The sequence below is a fragment of the Streptomyces sp. NPDC051020 genome (assembly GCF_040683105.1).
Lineage (GTDB): Bacteria > Actinomycetota > Actinomycetes > Streptomycetales > Streptomycetaceae > Streptomyces.
Map to the genome: position 1 here is coordinate 1 of NZ_JBFBCG010000229.1, position 1452 is coordinate 1452.

The following is a 1452-nucleotide window of genomic DNA, read 5'->3' on the forward strand; positions in this document are numbered from 1 at the left end:
CGGTGCCTGTCAAGTCAAATGAAACGAATGTGACGCTATAGGATCTGTTGTTCGGTCTGACGCCGCTTGGCGGGATCGTTGATCCATGCCTGGCGGGGGATGGATGGCGGGACGGGGCGGCGGTTGAACCGTTCCGGATGCTGTTCGTAGGCCGCTGTGAGGGTGGCGGCTCGTTGCTCGCGTACCAGTTCCGCGGTGCCGAAGTGCACGCTGGCCGGGGTGTGGTAGCCGATCCCGGAGTGCCGGTGGACGTGGTTGTAGTAGCTGATGAAGCCGTCCATCCACTCCCGGGCGTGCGTCAGCGAGTCGAATCTCTGCGGGAAGTCGGGCTGGTACTTGGTGGTCTTGAAGTGGCTTTCGCTGTAGGGGTTGTCGTTGCTCACCTTGGGGCGTGAGTGGCTGCGGGTGACTCCGAGGTCGATCAGCAGTTGCGAGACCTTCTTGGAGGTCATGGAGGTGCCCCGGTCGGCGTGCACGGTCTGGGGCACGATGCCGTTGCGCTCGATGGTCTCGCGGATCAACTCCTCGGCGCGCTCGGCCGATTCTGCCCGCTCCACCGTCCAGCCGACGATGTAGCGGCTGTAGATGTCGATGATGACGTAGGCGTGGTACCAGATGCCCTTGTCCGGGCCGGTCAGTTTCGTGATGTCCCAGGTGAAGACCTGCGATGGGGCATCAGCGACCAGCTCTGGCACGGTCTTGGCGCCGTGGGTGGCGATCCGGCGTCGCTCACCGTCCTGGCCGGCCTCCTTCAGGATCCGGTACATCGTGCGCTCCGAGCAGTGGTAGCGGCCCTCGTCCAGTTCGCGGGCATAGATCTGCGCGGGTGGCAGCTCGGCGTACTCGGGGGTGTTCATCAGCGCCAGCACTGCGGCCCGCTCGGTGGCCGACAGTGCGGTGGCCGGGGCCGGGCGCGCGCGTTTGGGTGCCGGCGGCTTGGGGTGCAGCCGTCGGTGGTGGGTCGCCCGGGACCTTCCGGTGATCCGGCAGGCGTCCACGATGCCCACCAACAGCCTCAACTCCTCGACTGCTGCGTGCAGATGGCCGTCCAGGGCCTGGCTCAGTCCGCGCTCTTGGACAGTGACTGCAAGAGCGCGTGTGTTTTTCCCAGCACCTCCAGAGCGGCGTTCTTCTGGTCCACCTCCGCACGCAGCCGCTCGTTCTCCCGCCTCAGCTTGGCGTTCTCGGCCTCGGCCGGGTGCTTCCTGGGGCGGGCAGGGCTGGTGCGGTGGTCGGTCAGCTGCGCGAGCGCGCCAGTGTCGCGGGCCGCGCGCCACTCGATCACGTGGGAGTGGTACAGGCGCTCGCGGCGCAGGATCGCACCCTTCTCGCCGGCCAGGGCGGCGTCGTACTCGGCGACGATCCGCAGCTTGTACTCGGCGGTGAAGGTGCGACGCTTCGGCTTCGGCGCCGGATCGGCGCCGGGACCGCTGGTGCTCGTCATACGGGTGG

The 1452-nt window shown here is 67.2% G+C and carries 1 pseudogene; it reads right to left on the bottom strand.

Annotated features, from left to right (window positions below):
• Positions 1-35 precede the first annotated feature (35 nt).
• A pseudogene (locus AB0N06_RS38875) lies at positions 36-1444 on the bottom strand (IS3 family transposase).
• Positions 1445-1452 lie beyond the last annotated feature (8 nt).